Consider the following 21426-nt stretch of genomic DNA (forward strand, 5'->3'; position numbering starts at 1 on the left):
GGTTCTGAAATCAGTCGAGGGCGAAACCTACTCGATGTCTTCGTTGATCAGAGCGATCTTGACGTAGCCGTTTTGCTGCAGCTCGTTGATCACCTTCACGAAGTCACCGTAGGTGATGTCCTTGTCGCCACGGATCAGGACGCGCTGTTCGTTGAGCGGGGTGTTCGGGTCGGTGACGCGCAGGGCGGCAGCGACATCACCGATCAGGCGATCCATGCTGGTCTTTTGTGGGCCGATATAGATGTCATCGGGGCCCATGATGGAGATGAAGACCGGGTCCGGACGCTTTTCGCTCGAAGGCGGGGCCTTGGCGGGTGGCAGGTCGAGCTTGATCGACACCGTGGCGGCCGGGATGGACACCATGAAGATGATGAGAAGGACGAGCATGACGTCGACGAACGGCGTGACGTTGATGTCCGAATTCTGTGCGATGGTATACCGGCCACCGCCGCCGCCGCCGAGCTTAGCGCCCATAGTCTAACTCCCTTTAAACCACCGCAGGCGCACAGCCCGCAGGGAAGAACAATTATGCCATCGGCTCGAAGACCGCGCAGAGCTGCGCCGTCCTTTGCCGGTCGAAAGCGATTTAGGACAAGTCTTCGCTAAATGTAAAGCCTGAAAGCCATCCATTGCGGAGCAATATTAAGAATATTTCATGCGCGGCGGGGCTTTTGACGGAGAAAGGGCCGGAAACTTTCCGGAAACCTTTCGGCATCCGGCGTTATGCCGGAATGTGGACGTTGTTATCCGATGTCCTCGTTGATCAGGCCGATCTTCTTGTAGCCATTTTGCTGGAGCTCGTTGATAACCTGCACGAAATCGGCATAGGCAATGTCCTTGTCGCCGCGCACGAGGACGCGCTGTTCGGCGGGCGGAGTTTCCGGATCGGCGATTCGCAGGGCGGCGGCCACGTCGCCGATCAGATGGTCGCGGCTGGTCTTCTGCGCACCGATATAGATGTCATCCGGCCCCATGACCGAGATGAAGACCGGGGTATGCGATTTGGAGGCCTTGCCGTCGGCCGGCGGCATGTCGAGCTTGATCGAGACGGTGGCGGCGGGGATCGACACCATGAAGATGATCAGCAACACCAGCATGACGTCGACGAACGGCGTGACATTGATATCCGCGTTTTGCGCGATCGTGTAGCGGCCGCTGCCGCCGCCCAGTTTCATGGCCATGTTTGCCTCCTGCGTTTGCCATTGCGTCACCATAATTTATGCCTTACATTATGCTTTGTAAAGCAAGGTATATAAAAAAATGAAAGCCGGGTTTGGCATAATAAAAAAGCGGCCCCGCCGGAACGGTGCCGCCTCTATCGGAAACATACGGAATTCAGTCTTATCGCTGCGCCATTTATCGTTGAGTAAGGCGCATGAAGCGCTCCTGCAGGGAGATATCGGTCTTGAAGACGCCGGTGAAGCGTGTCGTGACCGTGGTGACGTTCTTGTGGTGAACGCCGCGTGTGCTCATGCACTGGTGTTCGGCATCGATCATAACCGCCACGCCGAGCGGGGCCAGCGATTCCTCGATGGCGTCAGCCACCTGCTTGGTCATGGTTTCCTGGGTCTGCAGGCGCTTGGCAAAGATTTCGACCACGCGGGCGATCTTGGAGATGCCGACGACCTTGGAGGTCGGCATATAGGCGACCCACGCCTTGCCGAGGAAGGGCGCCATATGGTGTTCGCAGTGCGATTCGACATCGATTTCGCGCAGCATGACCATGTCGTCATAGCCCTGCACGTCCTCGAAGGTGCGCGACAGTTCCTTGGCCGGATCGGCCTGATAGCCCTGGAACCATTCCTCATAGGCATCGACCACCCGCTTCGGCGTATCGATCAGGCCTTCGCGCTCGGGGTCGTCACCGGCCCAGGCGAGCAGGGTCTTGACGGCCTTCATCGCTTCTTCGCGCGACGGGCGGTTGGTGAAGGTGACGACGCTCTTGGGCTTGGAGGTGTTGAGCAGGCTGTTTTCAGTGGAGGTCAGGTTCGACACAGGATCAAGGCTATCCATTATAAATACAGTTCCCAGAGGGCCGAGTGGCGCCGGAACGACGGTTCCGGAATGACGCGTGACATCCCTCACATGGCATTGTGTCAGGGCGCACGCCAGATCCTGTCATCAGGCAGTGGCGGCGGCCGAAACACGCAGCAGGCAGTCCCTTATACTACATCCGCGCCGAAATTGGATCATTTCGGGCAAGATTTTCCGTGGTGCAAAGGTCCGCCGGTGTCTATATGGGAGAGAGCCCTTTGATTACAACTGAAATTCTGCAAAAAGCGCTGATGACACTGCACATACATGACACGCTCAAGCGTGAAAAAGTCGAGTTTACGCCGAAAAATCCCGAACGCGTGACTATGTATGTCTGCGGACCGACCGTCTATTCCTACGCCCATATCGGCAATGCGCGCCCAGTCGTCGTGTTCGACGTGCTGTTCCGGCTGCTGCGCACGCTTTACGGCGAAAGCCATGTGATCTACGCCCGCAACATCACCGATGTGGACGACAAGATCAACAAGGCGGCGGCCGAGCAGGGCGTCGATATCTCGGTCATCACCAACCATTATGCCGACATCTATAATGCCGACATGGCGACCCTGGGCGCCCTGCGTCCGACGCTTGAGCCGCGCGTCACCCACAATATGGACGCCATCATCCAGCAGATTAAAGCCATCATGGACAATGGCCACGCCTATGCCGCTGAGGGGCACGTCCTCTTCGATGTCGAAAGCTACAAGGCCTATGGCGCGCTCTCCAACCGTTCGCTGGACGACATGATCGCCGGAGCGCGCGTGGAAGTGGCGCCCTACAAGAAGAATCCGCAGGATTTCGTGCTGTGGAAGCCCTCAAAGGAAAACGAGCCCGAATGGGCGGCGCCCTGGGGCGCCGGGCGTCCGGGCTGGCATATTGAATGCTCGGCCATGATTGAGGCCAATCTCGGCCTGCCGATCGATATCCATGGCGGCGGCCACGACCTGATCTTCCCGCACCACGAAAACGAGATCGCGCAAGGGGTCTGCGCCCAGCATGGCCACAGTCATGACGGGGAATCCTACGCGCGCTACTGGATGCACAACGGCTTCCTCGATTTCGGCAAGGAGAAGATGTCGAAGTCGCTCGGCAACGTGAAACTGGTCCATGACCTGATCAAGGACACGCCGGGCGAGGTGCTGCGCCTGGCCCTGCTGTCGGCCCATTATCGCGCCCCGCTCGACTGGACGCCGGAACTGATCAGCCAGACGCGGTCGCGCCTTGATGGCCTCTATGGCACTTTGCGCAAGTTTGCCGATGTGGCGGTGCGCGAGGTCGTGGTGCCGGAAGGCGTCATGGCCGCCCTTTGCGACGATCTCAATACCCCTCAGGTGCTAGCGGAATTGTCCTTGCTGGCAAAGGCCCTCGAAACGGCGACTTCGGAAGCCGGGCGCATGATGGCCAAGTCTTACCTGCTGGCCGCCGGCGCGGTCATGGGGCTGCTGCAGGGCGATGCCGAAGCCTGGTTCAAGCAAGGGGCTTCTGATGACCTGACGGCCCAGGTCGAAACCTTGCTGATTGAGCGTGCGGCTGCCCGCGCCGCGAAGAACTGGCCGGAATCGGACCGCATCCGCGATGCGCTCAATGCGCTCGATGTCGAGGTCATGGATGGCCCGGCCGGCGCGACCTGGAAACTGAAAGGCAAGGCATAATGGCGCTTAAGATCGAAAAACGCGTCGGCATCGCCGCCCCTATTGACGATGTCTATGAGGTGATCGCCGATATCAATGCCTGGCCGGAATGGAGCCCGATCCACAAGGCGGCGCGCGGCGACCTGCATTTCGGTGCGCCCGTCCATCTGGAGGAATATTTCGAGGGCCTGGGCACCTGGGAAACCGATGGCGCGATTGCCGACTGGTCGCCCCTGTCGCACATCCATATCTCTGTGCCCAAGCCCTTCTATGCCGGCAGCCTGGTCCGCTATTTCGAATTCGACGCCCTGTCCGAATACGGCAGCAGCTTTTCCATAGGCGCCCTGTTCAGCGGCTTTCTGTCAGTGCGCGAGGGCAAGGCTTACCGCGAGCCGATCCGCCGGGGGTTCGAAGCCTTCGGCGAGGCGCTGAAGGAACGAGCGGAAGCGAAATATGCCGCCGATCCGCATGCCTCCTCGGTCCTCGTGCCGCCGGTGCCGAAGGATGACCCGCTGAACAAGCCGCGCCCGAACTGGCACGGCACCCATTTCTGGGGCAAGAAGAAGTAAGGCCTTGTGCCGCACCGCCATCACGACCATGTGGTACTCATGATCGACGATCTTTACTCCCGCGAAATCCTGCGCCGCACCACGCAGCTTCAGCATGTAGGGCACCTGGCGAACCCGCAGGCCGTGGCCGACAAGGTGGCGAAGCTGTGTGGCAGCACCATCCATGTCGAGCTGAACATGCGGGATGACGTGGTCAGCGATTTTGCCCAGCAGGTGAAGGCCTGTGCCTTGGGGCAGGCCAGCGCGGCGATCCTGAGTCAGCATGTGATCGGCGCCACGGCCGGGGAAGTGATGGCGGCCCGCGATGCGCTACGCAATCTACTCAAGGGCGAACCGGCCGATTTCCCGGACCGCTTCTCCGATCTGCAAATCCTGGCCTCGGTCAAGGATTTTCCGGCCCGGCATGCCTCAACCTTGCTGGCTTTTGAAGCAACCAGTGCGGCTATTTCGTCACTAAAATAAACTAAAACGATACTGGAAGCGCTTCCGACTTGCCAAAGGCTGCGAAATATTTTCCTATGACCTGGCAGGTGAGGGGAAGGCTGCGGGGGGTTGACGCCGTTCGGCTTTTTCTTCATTCGGTGACGCATGACCGCTCTTTATGAACGTTCCGTGCGTGCGGCGTTGCGGGCTTACAAGCTCACATTGTCGCCCTATATCGGGCAGGCCTGCCGGTTCCGGCCAACCTGCTCCGAATATATGGCCGAAGCTTTGATCACACATGGGCCCCTTAGAGGGTCGTGGTTGGGTATCAAGCGGATCTGTCGCTGCCGTCCGGGGGGAGGCACTGGCTACGATCCGGTTCCGGGAAGGGAAACATAGAGCGCATCCCGAAAAGTGTGACGCACTTTTCGGACCAAGATGCGCGTCAAACAAGAGTAAGGTCTGCGTGTCTTTTACGGCACACAGAACCGGGTTGGGTGTGGCATATTTCAAGATCGCATCGAATCCTTATTTAAATTATTGCGCGATGAAGCCCGCCGTAAGGGCTACAGGTCGCCAGCTAAAAGTGACTGAGATGATGATAGACTTGACGTTCCCCGATGGCGCCGTTCGTAGCTTTGAGGCGGGGACAACCGGCAGAAGCATTGCCGAGAGCCTGTCAAAATCTCTGGCGAAGAAGGCAGTCCTTATCAAACTCGATGGAGCTTTGCTGGACTTGGATCGACCGCTTGACCGGGGGGGGGCATTGGAAATTCTGACGCGTGACGCCCCTGAGGCGCTCGAAGTCATTCGCCACGACACGGCCCACATCCTGGCCGAGGCGGTGCAGGAACTGTTTCCGGGCACGCAGGTCACCATCGGGCCTTCGATCGAGGATGGCTTCTATTACGACTTCGCCCGCGATGAGCCGTTCTCGACAGACGATTTCGCGAAGATCGAAGCCAAGATGAAGGAAATCGTCGATCGCGACGAGAAGATCGTGCGCGAGGTCTGGGACCGCGACGACGCCATCAAGCATTTCGAAGGCATAGGCGAAGCTTACAAGGCCGAGATCATCCGCGATCTGCCGGGCACGGAAACCATCACTGTCTATCGCCATGGCGACGCCTGGAAGGATCTGTGCCGCGGGCCGCACCTGCCGTCATCGAAATTCATCGGCAAGGCCTTCAAGCTGACCAAGCTGGCCGGCGCCTATTGGCGCGGTGACCATAACAATGCCCAGCTCCAGCGCATTTACGGCACGGCCTGGGCCACGGAAGCCGATCTCGAAGCCTATATCACCCGTATTGAGGAAGCCGAGAAGCGCGATCACCGCAAGCTCGGCCGCGCCATGGACCTCTTCCACATGCAGGAAGAAGGCCGCGGCATGGTCTTCTGGCACCCGAAAGGCTGGCAACTGTGGCGCACGCTTGAGGCCTATATGCGCCGCCGCCTCGATACGGCTGGCTATGTCGAGGTCAAGACGCCTCAGGTGCTCGATCGCACCTTCTGGGAAAAGTCGGGCCACTGGGAAAAGTATCGCCCGAACATGTTCGTCTGCGAAACGGTTGAGGGGGAAACCCTGTCGCTCAAGCCGATGAACTGCCCCGGTCACGTCCAGATCTTCAAGGTCGGTCTGCGGTCGTATAAAGAGCTGCCGATGCGCATGGCCGAGTTCGGTGCGTGCCACCGTTACGAGCCGTCCGGTTCGCTGCATGGCCTGATGCGCGTGCGCGGCTTCACGCAGGACGACGCCCACATCTTCTGTCGCGAGGACCAGATCGTCGAGGAAACGGAGAAATTCGTTCGCCTGACCAAGATGATCCACGCCGATCTCGGCATGGAAACCGCCTATATCAACCTGGCCACGCGCCCGGAAACGCGTGCCGGCTCGGATGAGTTCTGGGACAAGGCCGAAGGTATGCTGGCCGAAGCCGCCCGCGCCGCCGGTGTTGAGCCGGTGATTGCCGAGGGAGATGGCGCCTTCTATGCTCCCAAGCTCGACTTCATCGTCAAGGACGCCATTGGCCGTGAATGGACCTGCGGCACGCTTCAGCTCGACTATGTCCTGCCGGAACGCCTGGAAGCCGAATATGTCGCGGAAGACGGCTCGCGCCAGCGTCCGGTCATGCTGCACCGCGCCATCCTGGGTTCGTTCGAGCGCTTTATCGGCATCATGATCGAAAACTATGCCGGCCGCTTCCCGCTGTGGCTCGCCCCGGTGCAGGTCGTGGTCGCGCCGATCACCTCGGACGCCAACCCCTATGCCGAAAGCGTCGTCGAGGCGCTGCGCAAGGCTGGTCTGCGTGTCGAGGCCGACCTGCGCAACGAAAAGATCAACTACAAGGTCCGCGAGCACTCCATGGCCAAGGTGCCGGTGATTGCCGTCGTGGGCCGCAAGGAAGCCGAAACCGGCGAGGTGGCCCTGCGCTTCCTCGGTTCCGAAGGCCAGACCATTCTCAGCATCGCCGATGCCGTCAAGAAGCTGGCTGAAGACGCCACGCCACCTGATCTCAAGGAGAGCTGATGACCGCCCTGCCGCCGTCCATCATCGAGATGCTCAAGGAACGCAAGCTGGCCACCAGCGAAGCGCACTACTTCATGCAGCATAACGAGATCGCGCCTTGCGACGACAAGGACGGCATCACGGTGGTCATGGTCGTTTTCCACACCGGCCGCGTGCTGTTCGACAGCATCGGCCGGGTGTTGAACGATCCGTGCGTCAAGCAGTTCATCATTATCGACAACGGCAGTTCGGAGCGCGTGGAAGAGCGCTTGAACGAGCTGAAGGAAGAACATGATCATATCCTGCTGATCCAGGGACAGGGCAATATCGGCTTTGCCAAGGGTGCCAATCTGGGGGCTCATCTGGCCACCCAGCCCTGGCTGGTTTTCCTCAATCCTGACGCCTTGCTGCAGCCCGATTGCGCCCGCAAGCTGGTCAAGGCCGCCAATGCGCAGAAGGCGCTTAATCCCGACGGTCCCTGCATTGTCGGGGCGCGGCTGCTCAATCCGGACATGACGGAACAACGTGGCGCTCGGCGGGGGGAAGTTACGCCCTTCACCACCCTGGTGTCGCTTATGCATCTGCATAAATATGTGCCGGCCTGGCAGAAGTATGAAATCCATTACGAAGACCAGCCTCTGCCAGAAGCACCGGTCGCCGTGCCAACGATCTCAGGGGCCTGTTTCGCGGTGTCGCGTCAGGATTTCAGCCGCCTGAAAGGCTTTGACAGCAATTTCTTCCTGCATGTCGAAGATGTCGATCTGTGCTGGCGTGCGCGCGAAATGGGCGGTGCGGTGCTTTTCCATCCCAAGGCCGAAGTGGTGCATGAGGGCCATACCTCGCGCGTCGAACCGGTGTTCGTCGAGCGCAACAAGGGCAATGGCCTGATCTATTATTTCAACAAGCGGGCCAGGGGCAAAGGCTTTTGGCGGATGGCCTATGTCCGCCTGCTGGCCCCACTGATCATCGGTGTCTCCGTTATGCGCGCCATGTTCCGCGATCGCCTGCGCGATGACGAGGATGAACTGCCGGCCGGATAGGCTGCCCGGATAGGCTGCATTATGCCGGCGCCGCGGCTATTCCGCCGGCGGATTATCGTAAAGCGTCAGCGCCTGGTCATGGCCGTTGTAATTGTGCCCTTTCACCTGGGTGACGGCATGAGGTTTCAGCCCCTGCGTCGCCGCTTCCGTCTGGAAAGCCTTTTCAAACTGCGATTCCACGAACAGCGGCCGTCCTTCGCGCAGGGCCTGGACGGCGCCTTTCACATCGTCGTTGAGCAGTTGCGTCTTGGTGCCCATGGCGAAGACGAAGCTCGGCTCTGAGTAACCGATGATAGCCACGGGGCCTGGCGTGCGCAGGTCGTGGCGCGGATCGAGGTGGTTTGAGACCAGGGCGGCTTCGAGTTGCTTGGAAATCCACAACGGCTTGAGTTGCGCCAGTTCGCTGACAAAGCTGAGGTGCGCGAGGATGCCGGCGGCCAGGATGAAGGCGAAACCGGTGCGCTGACGATTGATCCACATCAGCCAGCCGCCCAGACCGCCCAGCACCCCGGCCGACAGGATGACGGCAATCATGAAGACAAGGGCAGGGCCAGTACCGTAAAGCACATAGCCGGCGATGGCGAGAATGCTCAGGACCAGGCCGCCGATAATGCCGATGGCCGCGTTGAAGATACGTGCCCACAGCTTCAGCGGCACGTCGAGCGACAGGGCGCATAGCCAGGCCAGGGCCGCGAAGGTCGGCAGGGTGTAATGTGGCAGCTTGGTCGGCGACAGTTCGAAAATCAGGAAGGCCGGGACGAACCAGGCGATGGCGAAGCGGATGGCCGCTTCATGACGACGGACAATGGCGGTCTGCAGAGCGCCGCCCAGGAACCAGGCCGCCGGGAATAGGGTGATCGGCAGCAGGGCCAGGTGATAGCCAGGCCACATGAAATGGCCTTCCGAGCCGCCCTTCAGCTTGTCGGCGAAATCCTTGCCGACCGCACCGACCCAGAACTGGCCATCGGTGGTGACGGTGATGGCCATGATCCACGGGCCGCAGATGAGGGCGACCAGTATCAGCCCCCAACCCCAGCCGAGATTACGCGCCCAGCGGATACGGCGGTCCAGCGCCCAAAGGGTCAGCAGGGTTGTGGCCAGGATCATGGGGCCGATGATGAACTTGATCATGATGCTGCCGGCGAGGCCCAGCCAGAAGATCAGCTTGACCCACGGCATTTTCGGGCGCGGATCGTCCTTTCCCAGGTCACGCGTACGCAGGTAGACCTGCGCCAGGGCGGCCATCATCAGGGTGATGAAGCCGCATTGCACGGCGTCGGTCTTGGCGATGAAGGCCTCGGTCGACAGCATAAAGGTGACAGCGAGGAGGATACCGGCCTTGGTGCCGACACGGGTGCCGAAAGCGTAGGAAGCCCCCCAGGCGCAGGCGAAGGCAGCCAGGGCGGCGCCGAGGATCGACGGCCAGCGGAAGGCAAAGACATCGCGCTTGGCGACATTGGAGGTGAGTTTTACCGCCGCGACCTGCAGCCAGTGGATACCGACCGGCTTTTTGTAGCGCGGCACCTCCTGGACATTGATGTTGATATAGTCATGCGTCTCGATCATCTGGGCGGAGGCCTGGATGAAGCGCGACTCATCGCGGTCGAGCGGCGGCATCATGAGTGCGCAAGGGATGGCCACAGCAATGGCCAGCAGAGCGGCGATCAGCGGTCCGCGCCGGCCCTTCGAGACCAGTCGCGCGAAGTGGGTCCGCCCGAACTGCAGCAGGGATTGGATCAAACTTTGTGTGGTGGCCGGTATCGAACCCATCGCGGTCCCTATTTACGCTGAAATGCAAACGGTCTATGAGGCATAAAACCCAATGGGTTTCAATCCTTTGACTAGGGCCTTTGCGAGGCCTTTGAGTTGGGCTTCTGCCCACAATACAGCGAGCCCGCCAGATCATGTCTCTTATCGTTTCCGCCGTGGTGCCCGTCTATAATGAAGAAGGCGCGGCCGTACAAGTCGCCAGGGAAATCGAGACAGCCTTCTCGGAGGTTTTCGGCCCGGAAGGTTTCGAGATCGTTTTTGTCGACGACCGCAGCTCGGACGACACCTTCGCGCGCATTGTGGCGGCGCAACCCGATATTCCGTCCCTCCGCGTGCTGCGCCATGAAAACAATGTCGGCAAGAGCGGCGCCATGCGCACAGGTATCTTCGCCGCCAGGGCGCCGCTGGTGGTGACGCTCGATGGCGACGGCCAGAACCCGGCTGCCGATGCCGCCCGCATGTCGCGCATTCTGCATGACGCACCGGCCGAGGTCGGCATGGTGGCCGGCCAGCGCCGTAATCGTCAGGACACCTCGTCGAAAAAGGTGGCCTCGCGCTGGGCCAACCGCATCCGCAAGGCCATGCTGAATGACAAGGCTGACGATACCGGTTGCGGGCTGAAGGCCCTGCGGCGCGAGGTCTTCCTGCGCCTGCCCTATTTCGACCAGATGCACCGCTATCTGCCATCCCTGGTGACGCGGGAAGGCTTTGAAATTTTATTTGAGTCCGTGGAAGATCGTCTGCGCACCACAGGCCAGTCCAAATATACCAATATCGGACGTTTAGCTGTAGCCTTGACGGACCTGCCCGGTGTAATGTGGTTAAACAGTCGTTTACGCCAGCCCGGCAAGGTCACCGAAAGCGAGGTGTAGGCGACGGTTTCAGGAGCGAAGTTGCTATGGCTATCGATCGTGATCTTATCGCCAAGGAAGCTGCCATCGGCATGTTTGACCGGCAGCCGGCTGATAATCAACAAAGGGGGTTCAGCTTGATTACCGCGTTTCCGCTACTCGTCATCCCGTTCATCGTCTACAATATCCTGGCCCTGTTTTCGCTGGGCGGCACCGAGGAAGCGGCCTTCAATGCCGTGAACCAGGTGTTGTTCAACCTGCCCATGCCATCTCCCAATACGCACTGGTCGGTCAGCGTCGGCGATGTCATCCTGTTCGGCGCCCTGATCTGCCTGTTCTTCGAGCTGCTGAAGTCGACCAAGTCCGACAAGGTGGCCATAGTCAATCATTCGCTGTCGATGGTGTTGTTCATCGTCTGTCTCGTCGAATTCCTGCTGTTCCGGCCTTTCGCCACCTCGGCCTTTTTTCTGCTGACCTTCATGACCCTGATGGATGTGCTGGCAGGCTTTATCGTTACGGCGGTTTCGGCACGGAAAGATATCGACTTCGGTCACTGATGATGAAAAGGCCCGTCGGAATTTTCGACGGGCCTTTTCATATAAAACGGTGCGCGTACAGACCGGGATTTACTCTTGAAAGAGCGACTTAGCCAAATACGGCAAAGATCAAGGTTACCGCGAAGATATCGAAGGCGCGCGTGGCGTAGCGCGTCCAGGCCGGACGGGTTTTGTGGGCTTTGGAAAAGGACAGCACGAAGGGCTCCACAGTGAAGGACCCTTCCTGGCTGCAATAAGTGTGCCGCGAATTTTCTGTTAGATTTCAGTCTTAGTCACACGTCCCGGCGCGGGGCGTCGGTCATTCGGGCCGGAATATTCTGACTTGAGATAGGTCGATTTTGCCCGCTCCAGCGTCTCCGGCCCGCCGCGCAGGCCGCGCTTTTCCCCGCCGCTCAGGAGCTGTGCGGCATAGGTGGCGTCATCCGGCTCCGCCTTTCGTCGCCCGGCGCCTGAACGGCGGGGCGCTCCATCCGATCCCCTGTCAATGACGGGGCCGGCAGGCACAGGCAGCTTGTTGTCAGGATAATTTCCGCTCATGGCCCAAATCTAAGCTGTTTGCGTTAAGACAAAGAGAAAAAGGGCGGCTATTCGCAAAAATAACCGCCGTCTGCCTTATCCCTTTTGCGCCAGGCGGTCGATCTGAGCCTTCATGGCTTCCATCTGCTCGCGCAGTTCGCGGACCTGGTCGGTCTCGGGCTTGCCGGCCGGCTCGGCGGCGGGTTCCGGTGAAGGTGTCGCAGCCGCGGCGCCGCTTGCACCGGTGCTTGCAAAGGAGAAGGGCGAGAACATGCGCATGGCGCGATCGAACATGGCCAGATTCTGCGAGACCTGCTCATCGAAGAAACCGATGCCCGGCGCCGCGCCGAAGGCCTGCGAGAACTGCGAGCGGAAGCGCTCCTGCTGTTTGGCGAAGCCATCGAGCGACATTTCGAGATATGTCGGCAGCAGGTTCTGCATGCTGTCACCATAGAAGCTGATCAGCTGGCGGAGGAACTGGATCGGCAGCAGGTTCTGACCGCGGCTTTCCTCTTCGAAGATGATCTGGGCCAGGACGCCGCGGGTAATGTCATCGCCCGTCTTGGCGTCGAACACCACGAAATCCACGCCTTCGCGCACCATGTCGGACAGGTTGTCCAGCGTTACATACGAGCTGGTGGCGGTATTATAGAGACGCCGGTTGGCGTATTTCTTGATAACGACGCGATCGCCTTCGCCGCGTTTTGCCCTTGGCTTTGCTTCTGCCATTTCGTGTAGTCTCCTGTCCTCTGCCTGGGATGAGCGTACCGGTTATATGTCCGGGTTCTTTTCGCACCCACAACATAAGCCCTTTTTTGCCGTTGCGTAAAGAGGGTGCGCTAAAATGCCGCGAATCCCTTGTCTCAAAAGGTTTTCATTATTGTGTCCTGCGCAAATCGCGCACAAGTCTTTTTGCAATCCATGCTGCGCACAAAAAGTTGAATGAAAGCTGCGATATCGGCCGCTTTTATGGCGTGACGCGGCGTTCACGTTGGGGCACCTATGCGGTCATAAAGTGAAACCAGTATTCAGGACTGCACATAACCGCGTAACTTGATTTCACCCATCGGGTGCCTTAAGTCGCGATTAAGCCAGTCTTTTCAAGACGCCTACAAGGGAAACCGGAAATGTCCGTCAATGAAGTCGTTATCGTCTCTGCCGCCCGTACGCCGGTAGGCTCCTTCCTCGGCACGCTGGGGGCCATTCCGGCCCATGATCTCGGCGCCCACGCCATCAAGGCGGCGGTCGAACGCGCCGGCCTGGCGCCTGCTGACGTCAACGAAGTCATTCTCGGTCAGGTCCTGCAGGCTGCGCAAGGCCAGGGCCCTGCCCGCCAGGCCTCGGTCAAGGCCGGCATCCCTTACGATTCCCCGGCCTGGTCGATCAACCAGATCTGCGGCTCCGGCCTGCGCGCGGTCGCGCTGGGTGCAGCGCAAGTGGCGCTCGGTGAAAGCGCCATTGTCGTGGCCGGTGGCCAGGAAAGCATGTCCATGTCCACCCATGCCGCCTATGTCCGCGCCGGCCAGAAGATGGGTGACCTGTCGCTGGTCGATACCATGATCAAGGATGGCCTGTGGGACGCCTTCAATAACTACCACATGGGCACCACGGCCGAAAACATCGCCAGCAAGTTCGGCATCAGCCGCCAGGAGCAGGATGAATTCGCTGTCGCCTCGCAGAATAAAGCCGAGGCCGCTCAGAAGGCCGGCAAGTTTGACGCCGAAATCGCGCCCTACACCATCAAGGGCCGCAAGGGCGACGTGGTGTTCGACAAGGACGAATTCATCCGCCATGGCGTGACCATCGATGGCATTTCCGGCCTGCGTCCGGCCTTTTCCAAGGACGGCACAGTCACCGCCGCCAACGCGTCCGGCCTGAATGACGGCGCGGCCGCCGTGGTGCTGATGTCGCGTGCCGAGGCGGACAAGCGCGGCTTGAAGCCGCTGGCCCGCATCGTCTCCTCGGGCATCTCTGGCGTCGATCCGGCGATCATGGGCACCGGCCCGATCCAGGCCGTGCAGAAGGCGCTGAAAAAGGCCAACTGGTCGATTGGCGATCTCGATCTGATCGAGGCCAACGAAGCCTTCGCCGCCCAGGCCATCAGCGTCAACCGCGAACTGGGCTGGGATGTATCGAAGGTGAACGTCAATGGCGGCGCCATTGCCATCGGCCACCCGATCGGTGCGTCCGGCGCCCGCATTCTGACCACCCTGCTGTTCGAAATGCAGCGCTCCGGTGCGAAGAAGGGCGTAGCGACTCTTTGCATTGGTGGGGGTATGGGCGTGGCTTTGGCGGTTGAAGCTATCTAAGCGTTAAAAAGTTTTTCGAGGGAGGATATCCATGAGTAGAGTTGCACTGGTCACCGGTGGTACGCGCGGTATTGGCAAGGCCATTGTTAAGCGCCTGAAAGATGCTGGCCTGACAGTCGCCGCCGGTTATGCCGGCAATGAGGAAAACGCCAAGAAGGTTGCCGAAGAACTGGGCGTCTTCATCGTCAAGGGCAGCGTTGATAACTTCTACGACTGCAAGCGCTGCGCTCAGGAGGTCGAAGCGGCCTTGGGCCCTATCGATGTGCTGGTCAATAATGCCGGCATCACGCGCGATGGCTTCTTCCACAAGATGTCGCTGGAACAGTGGCAGGAAGTCATTCACACCAATATGGACAGCGTCTTCAACATGACGCGCCAGGTCATCGAAGGCATGCGTGAGCGCGGTTATGGCCGTATCATCAACATCTCCTCGATCAATGGCCAGAAGGGGCAGGCGGGCCAGACCAACTATTCCGCCGCCAAGGCCGGCATGATCGGCTTCACCAAGGCCCTGGCGATGGAATCGGCCAACAAGGGCATTACGGTCAACTGCGTGGCGCCGGGTTATACCAGCACTGAAATGGTTTCGGCCATCGCCCCGGCCGTGCTCGACAAGATCGTGGCTGGCATCCCCGTCGGCCGCCTGGGCACGCCGGAAGAAGTCGCCGAAATCTGTGCCTTCCTGGCCTCGGACATGGCGTCGTTCATCACGGGGGCGACCATAGCCGTCAACGGCGGACAACACATGCTTTGATTGGCTCCAGGCGCGCTGGGGTGGTTTGCAAATCGTCATCTTTTGAGCTTCCGTTGCTCACGTACCCAAAAGTACGCTGCGCTGCGGGTCTCAAAAGCTGACTATTTTCGCCTCACCCCATCGGCTTGATAGCGCAGTCAAAGTCGCGAAAATGCAAAAGTATTAAGAAGCGCGGGTGGTGGCATCCGCGCTTTTTTGCGTCCGGATTACGGCGGTTTAAATTGGTTGCGCGTCTTAAATCTGCCCAAGTCGCTCCGTAAACCTCTGCGCAATGAACAAGACTTTGGCACATCCTTTGGCGCGCTTCCTGGCTGCTCTTGTCCTGGTATTCTGCCTGGCGGAATCCGGAACGGCGCTGGCCGACGGACCGCGATCGCTCAAGGAAGCCATGTTCGGCAAGAAGGCGGACGATAATCGCTCGCCCTCCCGCCCGCCGGTTGCGCATTTCAAATCCGAAGATGGACAGGGTTTCATTCTCGATGAATCCGGCAACCGCAGCCTCATGCGCTTCGATGGCGACGATGAGGTGTGGCTGCTGACCCCGACCCAGGGGCCGAAGGGCGATGTCGTCTACAAGAACGATGTCGGCGAATCCGTACTCAAATCGACGCGCTGGGGCGGGATGATCCTGTTCAGTGACGACCGGCCGATGGGCGATCCCGCCGCCGTCACTGGCAAGGCCGACGCCTTCACGCCGGGCCGTCTGTCGCCCAGCCTGCTGTTCCAGTCCCTGGTTCATGCCAGCCGCCGCGTCAGCCTGGCGGTCGGCCGTACCATCGGCTTCGATGCGCCGGATGTGACGCCGGGTGCCGATTTCCTCTATGCCGATGCAGCCAGCGTAACGGCCGAAGCCATGGTTCAGGCGTCGCAGCAGACCGGTGGCCGCCAGATCATGGCACCGATCCGGGGGGTTCAGTTCATCGAAGGCCGCCCGCCCAGCGCCACCCTGCAAAACGGGGTGCTGGTGCTCAAGCTCGATGTCTCGCGCGGTGACTGGACCGGCCGCCCGTCCTCACGCCGCATCCTCAATGTGATCGTGACCTCGGCCCCGGTCGGCAGTACGGCCCGTCGCTAGAACTGATCCTTCGCCTTCCGCAGTTCACCGAACTTTGCGGCCTGCGCGGCAAAATCTGTTTCCCGCAGCGGATAGACCAGAAACGGATTGGTCGCCTTTTCCTCGGCCACGGTCGATGGCACCGTCGCTTCGCCGCGTTCCCGCTTTTCCCGGATGACCTTTGCCCGTGCCTCAAGCGCGGCATCACTCCCCAGACTCTCGGCAAATTTCAGGTTGGACAGCGTATATTCATGGGCGCTGTAAAGGATTGTCTCATCGGGCAGGGTCGTGATGCGTTGCAGCGCCCCCCACATCTGCTGCGGCGTGCCCTCGAACAGACGGCCGCAGCCGAGCGGAAAGATCGTATCGGCGACAAAGGCCTGTCCGCCGGCGCGGTCGTAATAGCCGATATGGCCGAGTGTATGGCCGCCCAGATCGATCACCTCCAGAGCGGTTTCGCCCAGACGAAACACATCGCCGGGCGCCAGCACATGATCGAGCGGCGCGATCCGCGTCACCTCCCGCGGACCGAAGATCTCCGCGCCATAGCGTTTTTTCAGCAGGGCGTTGCCGCCGGCATGATCGGGGTGCCAGTGGGTGTTGAGGATATAGTCGAGCCGGTCCAGTCCCAGAGCCGACAGGCGCTCGCTGATGGCGCGCGGTTCGGGGGCATCGATGATGGCGATCCTGCCTGTGGCCTCGTCGCGGAGAATGAAGCCGTAATTGTCCTTCAGCGCCGGGAAGGTATCGACCTTGAGACTCATTTTGCTTTTCACTCTGATATTTTGCCGGATTGGGTCTATATAGGTTTTGTCGTATGTAAGGGAAAGCTCATTGCGTCGTCCGGTCGAAGACCTCAATCGCTTTTATCAGTCGCCGGAAGGTGCCGTGGCAAAGCGCCTGATCGGCCGCAAGCTGACCGAGGCATGGCCGGATGTGCGCGGACTGGACGTGCTCGGCATCGGCTATTGTTCGCCCTATCTCGGCCAGTTCAATGAAGCCCGGCGCGTGCTCTCGGCCATGCCGGCCTCGCAGGGCGCGGAGATCTGGCCGGCCGACATGCGCGTGCGCACGGTTCTGGTCGAGGAAGAGGCCCTGCCGTTCCCCACCGCCCTGTTCGATCGCATTCTGATGATGCATGTGTTGGAGGAAGCGCCCCTGCCGCAGGGGCTGTTGCTGGAAGCCTCCCGCTTGCTTGCGCCTAATGGCCGGCTGATCCTGGGCGTGGCGGCGCGCGGTGGCTTCTGGGCCCATGCCGAAAAGACGCCCTTCGGCTATGGCCAGCCCTATAGCCGGATGCAGCTCGAAGGCGTGCTGCGCGAGGCCGAGCTGGAGCCGCTTGCCTGGTCCTATGCCCTCTATGCCCCGCCTTTCAATGCCCTGCTGCGCTGGTCGGGCGCGCTGGAGAAGATCCTGCCGCGCATGTGGCCGATCACCGGCGGCCTGATCCTGATGGAGGCGGGACGGCGGCCGTTTATCGCCCATACGGCGCGGGCGCAGAAATCGATCCTCCAGGAACTGCGCGGTGTGCTGACCCCCGCGCAGCAACCCGTGCCAACCTCACGCACGCCGACGCCGGTGACGCGAGAGCTGGCCTAAGGCAGGCTTGACCCTGCGGGAGATTCTGCGTCATAGGGTGAAGCATGAAGCAACTGATCATCATGCGCCATGCCAAGGCGGAAAAAGACGCCGAGTCCGGTGAGGATTTCGATCGCGTGCTGGCCGATCGCGGCCGCGAGGAGGCCCGCACGGTGGCCGAGGCCCTGAGGGCCTATGGCGTGAAACCCGATTTCGCCCTGGTTTCCAGCGCGGCGCGCACGCAGGGCACCTTCAATGAGGTGAAGGCGGTGCTGGGCGATATTCCGGCCCTGGTCTCGAAGGATTTTTACAACGCCGGTTCCGAGGCGCTGCGCCGGGCCATCGAGGCGCATGAAAATGACGGCCAGTGCGTGCTGGTGGTCGGTCATAATCCTGGTGTGCAGTATCTGGTCGCCGAATATCTGTTCGAAGGCGCGGCGGGGGCGGACATCACCGACAAGGTGCGCGGCAATTATCCGACGGCCACCGCCACGGTTTTCGATGTCGATGCCGCCGGCCGGCCGATCTATGATGGTATATATCTCGCGAAATGATGTATTCGGTAGCCACACGCGCCCTGCATATTCTGCCGCCTGAAGACGCGCACACCCTGACCATCCTGCTGCTCAAGGCCGGGCTGGGGCCCATTTCGTCTCTCAGCACGCCGGAACTGGCGGTCGAGGTGCCCTATGATGGCGGCACCTTGCGCTTCCCCAACTGTATCGGCCTGGCGGCGGGTTTCGACAAGAATGCCGACGTGCCTCTGGCCATGGTGCGCGCCGGTTTCGGTTTTGCCGAATGCGGCACGGTCACCCCCCTGCCACAGGGCGGGAATCCGAAGCCACGTCTGTTCCGCCTGACCGAGGACCAGGCGGTGATCAACCGCATGGGCTTCAATAACAAGGGGCTGGATGTCTTCCTGCGCCATCTGGAGCATATCAACGCCCACAAGAAGGATGCGGTGATCGGGCTCAATATCGGCGCCAACAAGGACGCGACCGACCGGATGGCTGACTATCTCACCGGGCTGAAGCGCCTGTGGGGGCAGGGTAGCTATTTCACCATCAATATTTCTTCGCCCAATACGCCGGGCCTGCGCGCCCTGCAGGGCAAGTCCTATCTCGATGACCTGCTGGGCCAGATCGCGGAGACCCGCGCGGCGCTGGTGAAGGTCTCCGGCAGCAATTGCCCTATCTTCCTCAAAATCGCGCCGGATCTCACCGAGGCCGAAATTGCCGATACGGTGACCTCGACGCTCGATCATAAACTCGACGGCCTGATCGTTTCCAACACCACCCTGTCACGTGACGGGCTGGTGTCGGCGCAAAGTGGGGAATCCGGCGGCATGTCGGGGGCGCCCCTGTTCGAGATGTCGACGCGAGTGCTGAAGACGGCGCGGGCGGCTTCCGATGGCAAGCTGACCCTGATCGGCGCCGGCGGTATATCGAGCGGCGCCCAGGCCTATGCCAAGATCAGGGCCGGCGCCTCGCTGGTCCAGCTCTATTCGGCTTTGGTTTATAAGGGGCCGCGCCTGGCCGATGCCATCCGCCGCGATCTGGTGGCGCGCCTGAAGGCCGACGGCTTCCGCTCGGTATCCGAAGCGGTGGGGACCGACGCTTAAGTCTCGGTCTCGTTGGCGGTCAGTCGGGCCAGGGCGCAGACGAACAGCGCCCAGATCAGCGAGTTCTGCGACAGGATAAAGCTCTCCGACATGATCAGGAAGCTGAACAGCATCAGGATCAGCACCGAGAAGAAGCCATCCTTGACGCGGGCGAAGCGGAAGAGGGCACAGAAGAAACCGATGGCCAGGACGGTGCCGAACAGCACGACGCCGATCCAGCCCAACTGTATCAGCAGGTCGAGCCAGCCATTATGCGCCGAAGGCACCTCCCAGTGGGTTTCGGCGCGCACCACTGAGGCCGGAACCGAGGTCGGTGTCCAGAAGGCCTTGTAGCCATAGCCCAGCCAGGGATGCTTGTCGGAAAGCCGCATCAATGAGGCCCAGATCTCGGTGCGGCCGGTCAGGGTCGGGTCCTTGCCGAGCATCTTGAACACGGCGTCGGGCGCTATGTAGAACGTCGCGCAGCTGATCATGGCGGCCGTGGCGGCCAGCCAGACGAAGATAACACTGAGTATGCCGCCGCGCTGCAGGGCGATCAGGACCGGAATGGCGCCGGCACTGGCCAGGCAGGCCAGTAGCGAGGTTTTCGAGCGCGACAGCAGGACCAGCAGGAAGATCATCACCGCCAGTCCGATCCAAGCCTTACGGCGCTCAGGCGAAATATAGGCGGAGGCGCAGGTGGCAATGAAACCCAGAACCATCATGGCGGCCATCTGGTTCTTTTCGTACCACAGGCCTTTCCAGGCACCGGCATTGATATCATCGTGAATCCCGAGATGCGGCACGCAGATACAGACGAAATAGGAGCCGGCTGCCAGCACGGCGAAGGCCAGGGCGATGATCTGAACGAGCTGTTCGCCGCGGTACCGGCTGGCGAGGTAAAGGCCGAACAGCGAGGTCATACCCACGGCGAGGGTGCGGCGGCTGGTGATATCCGGGGCGATCGACCAGTAGGTGGAGGCGAAACACAGCCCGACCAGAAGCCCGATCATGAAGAGGGCGGGCAATATGCGCATCAGTCGGGTGACGCGAACCCCGATCAGCAGCAGGACCACGGCATAAACCGGCGGCCATATCAGACGCAGGATAGCGGATTCGCTTTCCGCCACGCCGTCTGCGGTCTGCGGCGCGAACAGCGGGCCGACCAGAGCGTTGGAAAACAGCAGCAGGCAGAAGAGGGTCAGGCCGATTTCGACGTAAAGAATGGCCCTGGCCAGCCGGTCCACCGGTTGGGCAGCCATCGGCAATTCTTGCCGGATGTCGGCAGAACGGGAGGCGGCAGTGCGTGACGCGGAAGCGGACATCGGACCTGAAAATGGCGATCGGGTATTCGTTGACCGCCACTTTTAGCCGATAAGTCTCAATATAAGGTCAAGGGCCGCCTCCAAAATCCAAAAATGGATTTTGGCAAGGGCAAGCGGCCGAAGTCATGGGGGGCTGGTCCGGCGTTTGAGCTGAAAATCAGAAAGGAGAGTATTTCTCCATCAGAGCCTGCGCGGCCGGCGGGGATTGCATATTGGTGACATCGCCCTTGCCGCCATAGGAGATGCGCGCCTCGGCCAGCTGGGTGTGCTTGATGGTATTGGTCGAGGAAATATCTTCCGGGCGTGCGATGCCGGCGACCGTCAGTACGCGAACTTCGCGATTGGTGCGCACCTCCTGCGAGCCCTGGATGATCAAATTGCCTGTCGGCAGCACGCCGGTAACGATAGCGGCCACGGTGACGGAAATCTTTTCAGAGCGCTTGATGGTGCCGGAGCCGGTCGAGGAGGAACTGCTCGAATTGGCCATGGCCTTGGAGGAATCGTAGGCGCCGGGCAGAATCTTGCCGAGCGTGGATTCCAGCCCGAAGAAGGAGGGCGTGGCGGCGGTGAAGTCGTTGGTGCGCGAGCGGTCGGTGGCATTGCTGGTCTGGGCGCTGTCGTCGATATCGACCTGAACGGTCAGGATGTCGCCAACGGCACGGGCGCGCTGGTCGTTGAAGAAGGTGCGCGCGCCGACGCGCCACAGCGAATTGCTGGAGGCGGGCGTATTGCTGGTCTGCGGATAGTTGATGACCTGCTGCTGCGGCACCAGCGCGGCGGGATAGGCCATGGGCGAAAGGCTGGGGGCATTGACGGCCTCGTGGACGGAGGCGCAGCCGCTGAGTGCGACCACACTGGCCAGGAGAATGGGGGTGGAAAGGAGAACTCGGGACATGATCAACACCTTGA

The 21426-nt window shown here is 60.7% G+C and carries 23 protein-coding genes; 14 read left to right on the forward strand and 9 right to left on the reverse strand.

What is annotated here, in order from left to right; all coding sequences use genetic code 11:
• Positions 1-27: 27 nt before the first annotated feature.
• From QM647_RS12100 to folE, 3 genes are all read right to left on the reverse strand, one after another.
• Positions 28-474 (reverse strand): ExbD/TolR family protein, encoded by a 447-nt coding sequence (locus QM647_RS12100; RefSeq protein WP_414995778.1) that lies wholly within the window; start codon positions 472-474, stop codon positions 28-30.
• Between the two features lie 269 nt (positions 475-743).
• The gene (locus tag QM647_RS12105) at positions 744-1181 is read right to left on the reverse strand and encodes a biopolymer transporter ExbD (protein WP_414995779.1); all 438 of its coding nucleotides are present in this window, start codon (positions 1179-1181) and stop codon (positions 744-746) included.
• Between the two features lie 175 nt (positions 1182-1356).
• On the reverse strand, positions 1357-2013 hold the full coding sequence (gene folE / locus QM647_RS12110) for a GTP cyclohydrolase I FolE (RefSeq protein WP_414995780.1): 657 nt from the start codon (positions 2011-2013) through the stop codon (positions 1357-1359).
• Between the two features lie 272 nt (positions 2014-2285).
• On the opposite strand from folE, the gene cysS reads away from it, so the two are divergent.
• The 6 genes from cysS (at position 2286) to QM647_RS12140 (ending at position 8203) form a co-directional block, all read left to right on the forward strand.
• Positions 2286-3686, forward strand: a complete 1401-nt coding sequence (gene cysS, locus QM647_RS12115; RefSeq protein ID WP_414995781.1) for a cysteine--tRNA ligase — start codon at positions 2286-2288, stop codon at positions 3684-3686.
• Positions 3686-4234 carry an SRPBCC domain-containing protein gene (locus QM647_RS12120; protein WP_414995782.1) on the forward strand — a complete coding sequence of 183 codons (549 nt, stop codon included), beginning with the start codon at positions 3686-3688 and terminating at the stop codon, positions 4232-4234. The genes cysS and QM647_RS12120 overlap by 1 nt, the downstream gene beginning before the upstream one ends.
• A 39-nt stretch (positions 4235-4273) precedes the next feature.
• On the forward strand, positions 4274-4696 hold the full coding sequence (locus QM647_RS12125; RefSeq protein WP_414995783.1) for an iron-sulfur cluster assembly scaffold protein: 423 nt from the start codon (positions 4274-4276) through the stop codon (positions 4694-4696).
• A 126-nt stretch (positions 4697-4822) separates the two neighbouring features.
• Positions 4823-5056, forward strand: coding sequence for a membrane protein insertion efficiency factor YidD (gene yidD, locus QM647_RS12130; protein WP_414995784.1), 234 nt, complete (start codon positions 4823-4825; stop codon positions 5054-5056).
• Positions 5057-5255: 199 nt separating this feature from the next.
• Positions 5256-7184, forward strand: a complete 1929-nt coding sequence (gene thrS / locus QM647_RS12135) for a threonine--tRNA ligase (RefSeq protein ID WP_414995971.1) — start codon at positions 5256-5258, stop codon at positions 7182-7184.
• On the forward strand, positions 7184-8203 hold the full coding sequence (locus QM647_RS12140; RefSeq protein WP_414995785.1) for a glycosyltransferase family 2 protein: 1020 nt from the start codon (positions 7184-7186) through the stop codon (positions 8201-8203). The genes thrS and QM647_RS12140 overlap by 1 nt, the downstream gene beginning before the upstream one ends.
• Positions 8204-8239: 36 nt before the next feature.
• On the opposite strand, the gene QM647_RS12145 is transcribed toward QM647_RS12140, so the two are convergent.
• On the reverse strand, positions 8240-9973 hold the full coding sequence (locus QM647_RS12145; protein ID WP_414995786.1) for an ArnT family glycosyltransferase: 1734 nt from the start codon (positions 9971-9973) through the stop codon (positions 8240-8242).
• A gap of 134 nt (positions 9974-10107) precedes the next feature.
• Here QM647_RS12145 and QM647_RS12150 point away from each other — a divergent pair, with 134 nt between their 5' ends.
• Positions 10108-10845, forward strand: coding sequence for a glycosyltransferase family 2 protein (locus tag QM647_RS12150; protein ID WP_414995787.1), 738 nt, complete (start codon positions 10108-10110; stop codon positions 10843-10845).
• A 26-nt stretch (positions 10846-10871) separates the two neighbouring features.
• Positions 10872-11381, forward strand: a complete 510-nt coding sequence (locus tag QM647_RS12155) for a hypothetical protein (RefSeq protein ID WP_414995788.1) — start codon at positions 10872-10874, stop codon at positions 11379-11381.
• Between the two features lie 255 nt (positions 11382-11636).
• Here QM647_RS12155 and QM647_RS12160 read toward each other — a convergent pair whose 3' ends face one another.
• Together QM647_RS12160 and phaR are read right to left on the reverse strand one after the other, a co-directional pair.
• Positions 11637-11918 carry a hypothetical protein gene (locus tag QM647_RS12160; protein ID WP_414995789.1) on the reverse strand — a complete coding sequence of 94 codons (282 nt, stop codon included), beginning with the start codon at positions 11916-11918 and terminating at the stop codon, positions 11637-11639.
• Between the two features lie 75 nt (positions 11919-11993).
• A complete protein-coding gene (gene phaR, locus QM647_RS12165; protein WP_414995790.1) occupies positions 11994-12626 on the reverse strand; it encodes a polyhydroxyalkanoate synthesis repressor PhaR in 633 nt (210 codons plus the stop codon).
• 398 nt (positions 12627-13024) lie between these two features.
• On the opposite strand from phaR, the gene QM647_RS12170 reads away from it, so the two are divergent.
• From QM647_RS12170 to QM647_RS12180, 3 genes are all read left to right on the forward strand, one after another.
• Positions 13025-14206: an acetyl-CoA C-acetyltransferase gene (locus tag QM647_RS12170; protein WP_414995791.1), complete on the forward strand. Its 1182-nt coding sequence runs from the start codon at positions 13025-13027 to the stop codon at positions 14204-14206.
• Between the two features lie 31 nt (positions 14207-14237).
• Positions 14238-14960, forward strand: coding sequence for an acetoacetyl-CoA reductase (phbB, locus tag QM647_RS12175; RefSeq protein ID WP_414995792.1), 723 nt, complete (start codon positions 14238-14240; stop codon positions 14958-14960).
• Between the two features lie 283 nt (positions 14961-15243).
• Positions 15244-16035, forward strand: a complete 792-nt coding sequence (locus tag QM647_RS12180; RefSeq protein ID WP_414995793.1) for a DUF4908 domain-containing protein — start codon at positions 15244-15246, stop codon at positions 16033-16035.
• On the opposite strand, the gene gloB is transcribed toward QM647_RS12180, so the two are convergent.
• Positions 16032-16778: a hydroxyacylglutathione hydrolase gene (gene gloB, locus QM647_RS12185; RefSeq protein ID WP_414995794.1), complete on the reverse strand. Its 747-nt coding sequence runs from the start codon at positions 16776-16778 to the stop codon at positions 16032-16034. The genes QM647_RS12180 and gloB overlap by 4 nt on opposite strands.
• Positions 16779-16848: 70 nt before the next feature.
• Here gloB and QM647_RS12190 point away from each other — a divergent pair, with 70 nt between their 5' ends.
• Genes QM647_RS12190 through QM647_RS12200 form a run of 3 tightly spaced genes read left to right on the forward strand, consistent with a single transcriptional unit; the run spans position 16849 to position 19213 of the window.
• On the forward strand, positions 16849-17613 hold the full coding sequence (locus QM647_RS12190) for a class I SAM-dependent methyltransferase (RefSeq protein WP_414995795.1): 765 nt from the start codon (positions 16849-16851) through the stop codon (positions 17611-17613).
• A gap of 44 nt (positions 17614-17657) precedes the next feature.
• On the forward strand, positions 17658-18146 hold the full coding sequence (locus QM647_RS12195) for a SixA phosphatase family protein (RefSeq protein WP_414995796.1): 489 nt from the start codon (positions 17658-17660) through the stop codon (positions 18144-18146).
• Positions 18143-19213 (forward strand): quinone-dependent dihydroorotate dehydrogenase, encoded by a 1071-nt coding sequence (locus tag QM647_RS12200; RefSeq protein WP_414995797.1) that lies wholly within the window; start codon positions 18143-18145, stop codon positions 19211-19213. Before QM647_RS12195 ends, QM647_RS12200 begins: the two co-directional genes overlap by 4 nt.
• Here the strand turns inward: QM647_RS12200 and QM647_RS12205 are convergent.
• Positions 19210-20454, reverse strand: coding sequence for an O-antigen ligase family protein (locus QM647_RS12205; RefSeq protein WP_414995798.1), 1245 nt, complete (start codon positions 20452-20454; stop codon positions 19210-19212). The genes QM647_RS12200 and QM647_RS12205 overlap by 4 nt on opposite strands.
• 220 nt (positions 20455-20674) lie before the next feature.
• A complete protein-coding gene (gene flgH / locus QM647_RS12210; protein WP_414995799.1) occupies positions 20675-21412 on the reverse strand; it encodes a flagellar basal body L-ring protein FlgH in 738 nt (245 codons plus the stop codon).
• Between the last annotated feature and the right edge of the window lie 14 nt (positions 21413-21426).

The sequence above is a fragment of the Asticcacaulis sp. genome (genome assembly GCF_047605585.1).
Taxonomy (GTDB): Bacteria; Pseudomonadota; Alphaproteobacteria; order Caulobacterales; family Caulobacteraceae; genus Asticcacaulis.

Excerpts from the sequence above, each read along its gene's own strand:
- QM647_RS12100 (WP_414995778.1), bottom strand. The coding sequence starts at position 474 with ATGGGCGCTAAGCTCGGCGGCGGCGGCGGTGGCCGGTATACCATCGCA.
- QM647_RS12105 (WP_414995779.1), bottom strand. The coding sequence starts at position 1,181 with ATGGCCATGAAACTGGGCGGCGGCAGCGGCCGCTACACGATCGCGCAA.
- folE (WP_414995780.1), bottom strand. The coding sequence starts at position 2,013 with ATGGATAGCCTTGATCCTGTGTCGAACCTGACCTCCACTGAAAACAGC.
- cysS (WP_414995781.1), top strand. The coding sequence starts at position 2,286 with ATGACACTGCACATACATGACACGCTCAAGCGTGAAAAAGTCGAGTTT.
- QM647_RS12120 (WP_414995782.1), top strand. The coding sequence starts at position 3,686 with ATGGCGCTTAAGATCGAAAAACGCGTCGGCATCGCCGCCCCTATTGAC.
- QM647_RS12125 (WP_414995783.1), top strand. The coding sequence starts at position 4,274 with ATGATCGACGATCTTTACTCCCGCGAAATCCTGCGCCGCACCACGCAG.
- yidD (WP_414995784.1), top strand. The coding sequence starts at position 4,823 with ATGACCGCTCTTTATGAACGTTCCGTGCGTGCGGCGTTGCGGGCTTAC.
- thrS (WP_414995971.1), top strand. The coding sequence starts at position 5,256 with ATGATAGACTTGACGTTCCCCGATGGCGCCGTTCGTAGCTTTGAGGCG.
- QM647_RS12140 (WP_414995785.1), top strand. The coding sequence starts at position 7,184 with ATGACCGCCCTGCCGCCGTCCATCATCGAGATGCTCAAGGAACGCAAG.
- QM647_RS12145 (WP_414995786.1), bottom strand. The coding sequence starts at position 9,973 with ATGGGTTCGATACCGGCCACCACACAAAGTTTGATCCAATCCCTGCTG.
- QM647_RS12150 (WP_414995787.1), top strand. The coding sequence starts at position 10,108 with ATGTCTCTTATCGTTTCCGCCGTGGTGCCCGTCTATAATGAAGAAGGC.
- QM647_RS12155 (WP_414995788.1), top strand. The coding sequence starts at position 10,872 with ATGGCTATCGATCGTGATCTTATCGCCAAGGAAGCTGCCATCGGCATG.
- QM647_RS12160 (WP_414995789.1), bottom strand. The coding sequence starts at position 11,918 with ATGAGCGGAAATTATCCTGACAACAAGCTGCCTGTGCCTGCCGGCCCC.
- phaR (WP_414995790.1), bottom strand. The coding sequence starts at position 12,626 with ATGGCAGAAGCAAAGCCAAGGGCAAAACGCGGCGAAGGCGATCGCGTC.
- QM647_RS12170 (WP_414995791.1), top strand. The coding sequence starts at position 13,025 with ATGTCCGTCAATGAAGTCGTTATCGTCTCTGCCGCCCGTACGCCGGTA.
- phbB (WP_414995792.1), top strand. The coding sequence starts at position 14,238 with ATGAGTAGAGTTGCACTGGTCACCGGTGGTACGCGCGGTATTGGCAAG.
- gloB (WP_414995794.1), bottom strand. The coding sequence starts at position 16,778 with ATGAGTCTCAAGGTCGATACCTTCCCGGCGCTGAAGGACAATTACGGC.
- QM647_RS12195 (WP_414995796.1), top strand. The coding sequence starts at position 17,658 with ATGAAGCAACTGATCATCATGCGCCATGCCAAGGCGGAAAAAGACGCC.
- QM647_RS12200 (WP_414995797.1), top strand. The coding sequence starts at position 18,143 with ATGATGTATTCGGTAGCCACACGCGCCCTGCATATTCTGCCGCCTGAA.
- QM647_RS12205 (WP_414995798.1), bottom strand. The coding sequence starts at position 20,454 with ATGGCTGCCCAACCGGTGGACCGGCTGGCCAGGGCCATTCTTTACGTC.
- flgH (WP_414995799.1), bottom strand. The coding sequence starts at position 21,412 with ATGTCCCGAGTTCTCCTTTCCACCCCCATTCTCCTGGCCAGTGTGGTC.